Annotated in this window: 2 protein-coding genes and 1 pseudogene; all 3 read left to right on the top strand. The window is 71.0% G+C overall.

Features of this window, described 5'->3' with window-relative positions:
* Window positions 1-731, top strand: a pseudogene (locus ACM2XV_RS13900) (hypothetical protein); the annotation flags it as partial.
* Window positions 728-1,036: a thiamine-binding protein gene (locus tag ACM2XV_RS13895; protein ID WP_487027353.1), complete on the top strand. Its 309-nt coding sequence runs from the start codon at window positions 728-730 to the stop codon at window positions 1,034-1,036. The pseudogene ACM2XV_RS13900 and the gene ACM2XV_RS13895, both read left to right, overlap by 4 nt.
* A gap of 59 nt (window positions 1,037-1,095) precedes the next feature.
* Window positions 1,096-2,370, top strand: coding sequence for an MFS transporter (locus tag ACM2XV_RS13890; protein ID WP_487027352.1), 1,275 nt, complete (start codon window positions 1,096-1,098; stop codon window positions 2,368-2,370).
* Window positions 2,371-2,837: the final 467 nt, after the last annotated feature.

Genomic DNA, 2,837 nt, shown 5'->3' with positions numbered 1-2,837 from the left:
CGTGGGTGAAGTTCTGGCCCGCCGCGATCGTGCTCGCGATCGTCGTCGCCGCCAAAGAGCGCTGGCGCGTCCTCATCGCCGCAGTCGCGACGACCGCGGCGATCGTGGCCATCGCCTGGTTCGCGCTCGGCGCGCGCGACGTGTTCAGCTTCGTGGGGCAGCAGTCGGGGCGCGGGCTGCAGGTCGAGTCGCCGTTCGCGACGCCGCTGCTGTGGGCCGCATGGGCACGGATTCCCCACCTGAGCGTCTACTACGACACGGTGATCTACACCTTCCAGGTCTCGGGGCCGGGGTCCGCCGCGCTCGCCCGCATCGCCGACTGGTCGATGCCCATCGCGGTCGCCCTCGCCGTGCTGCTCGGGCTGCGAGCCGTGCTCGCGCGGGCCGAGCCGCGGGCCACGACGGCGTGGCTCGCACTCGCCATCACCGTCGGGTTCTGCGCGTTCGACAAGGTCGGGTCGCCGCAGTACCACGCGTGGTTCGCCGTGCCGGTGATGCTCGGCCTGATGGTCTCGGGGCGGCGGTTCGCTCTTCCGGCGTGGCTGGTGCTGGCATCCACCGTGCTCACCCAGCTCATCTACCCGTGGTTCTACGACGCGATGCTCGCGCTGAACCCGGCCATGCTCGCCGTGCTCACCGCGCGCAATGCGCTCGAGCTCGCCGTCTTCGCCTGGGCGCTCGTCGCGCTCTGGCGCCTCGGTTCCACTGCTGCGAAAGGAAACCAACGATGATCGTCGCCTTCTCTGTCGCCCCGTCGGGCGGGGCGTCCGCCGCCGAAGACGGCTCGGTGCACGACGCCGTCGCCGCCGCCGTGCGCGTGGTGCGCGAGTCGGGGCTGCCCAACCGCACCTCGTCGATGTTCACCGAGATCGAGGGGGAGTGGGACGAGGTGATGGGCGTCGTGAAGCGCGCCACCGAGGCCGTGCTGCCGTTCGGCACCCGGGTCTCGCTTGTTCTCAAGGCCGACATCCGCCCCGGCCGCACCGGCGAGCTCGACGGGAAGATCGAACGGCTCGAGGCGGCGCTCGGCGGCTGAGACCGCGGCCCGCGACGCCGCCGGTCGAATCGTTTCGACTCTCGCGTAGAATCGACCGCATGCCAGACGCCGCCGCCGGGTCGGGGACGCTGTCGCCCGCCCGCATCCGCTTCGCCCTCGTCGCGCTCGCCCTCGGCGGTTTCGCGATCGGCTCGACCGAGTTCGTCGCGATGGGGCTGCTTCCCGACATCGCGCACGCGATGCTGCCGGGACTGTGGGCGCAGAACCACGAGGATGCCAACGCCCGCGCCGGCTGGATCGTGAGCGCCTACGCGCTCGGCGTCGTCGTCGGCGCCCCGACCATCGCCGCGAGTGCGGCCAAGCTGCCGCGCAAGAAGCTCCTGCTGTGGCTGCTCGTCGCGTTCACCGTTGCGACCGTGGCCGCGGCGCTCTCGCCGAACTTCGGCTCGCTGCTCGTCTTCCGCTTCCTGTGCGGGCTGCCGCACGGTGCATACTTCGGCATCGCCTCGCTCGTCGCGGGCGACCTGATGGGGCCGGGGAAGCGCGTGCGCGCGGTCGCCTTCGTCATGACGGGTCTCACGGTCGCGAACATCATCGGTGTGCCCGCCATCACCTGGGTCGGCGAGACCTACGGCTGGCGCATCGCCTACCTCTTCGTCGCCGCCCTGTTCGCCCTCACCTTCCTCGCGATCGCGCTCGCGGTGCCGTGGCAGCCGGGCAACCCCGAGCAGACCTTCCGGCGCGAGCTGTCCGCGTTCCGGCATCCCCAGCTCTGGTTCGCGCTCGGCATGGGCTCGATCGGCTTCGGCGGCTTCTTCGCGCTCTACACCTACGTCGCCCCGCTCGTGACCGACGTGGCGCACCTGCCGCAGCAGCCGTGGGTGCCGCTCGTGCTCGTGGTCTGCGGCATCGGCATGTTCTTCGGCAACCTCGCGGGCGGGCGCGCGGGCGACTACTCGGTCAAGCTCACGATCCTCGCGGCATTCGTCGCGGTCATGATCGCGCTCGCCTTCACCGGCCTGTTCGCCGCGACGCCCGTGCTGCTGTTCCTCGGGGTCTTCCTCGTCGGCGTCGCGTCGTCGGCCGTGGGGCCGACCGTGCAATCGCGCCTGATGGATGTCGCCCACGACGCGCACTCGATCGCCGCCGCCCTGAACCACTCGGCCTTCAACCTCGGCAACTCGCTCGGGGCCTACCTCGGCGGCCTCGTCATCGGGCTCGGCTTCGGCTACCGCGCGCCGGTGTGGATCGGCATCGGCCTCACCTTCCTCGGCCTCGTGATCGCCGCGACGTCGTTCCTCATCGAGCGGCGCACGGGGCGCCTGCGCGCGCACACCCGGCCGATCGACCTCACGATGGCCGCGCCGCGCTGATCTGCTGCCCCACGGCCGTGGCCCGCGGTCGCTTCGTCGCGCGGCGACAGTAGATGTCGGTTCGCGGCGCGAGCCCTTTGCGCGGCGACAGTAGATGTCGGTTCGCGGCGCGAGCCCTTTGCGCGGCGACAGTAGATGTCGGTTCGCGGCGCGAGCCCTTTGCGCGGCGACAGTAGATGTCGGTTCGCGGCGCGAGCTGTTTGCGCGGCGACAGTAGATGTCGGTTCGTGGCGCGAGCTGTTTGCGCGGCGACAGTAGATGTCGGTTCGCGGCGCGAGCCCTTTGCGCGGCGACAGTAGATGCCCTTCCGCCCGTGGGATTGCACCGTCTACTGTCGCCGCGCCGGGGTCGTGCTTGCGCGTAACTGCATCTGGTGTCGCCGCGCCGGGGCCGCTGTCGCGCATGACCGCATCTGGTGTCGCCGCGCGGCGAGGCGTCCAGCTAGCCTGCCAGGGTGACCAATGCGA

The organism is Gryllotalpicola sp. CP2-P1, assembly GCF_057512245.1.
The sequence above is the reverse complement of the archived record's forward strand: the minus strand, read 5'-3'. Positions and strand labels throughout refer to the sequence as shown.

Excerpts from the sequence above, each read along its gene's own strand:
- ACM2XV_RS13895 (WP_487027353.1), top strand. The coding sequence starts at position 728 with ATGATCGTCGCCTTCTCTGTCGCCCCGTCGGGCGGGGCGTCCGCCGCC.
- ACM2XV_RS13890 (WP_487027352.1), top strand. The coding sequence starts at position 1,096 with ATGCCAGACGCCGCCGCCGGGTCGGGGACGCTGTCGCCCGCCCGCATC.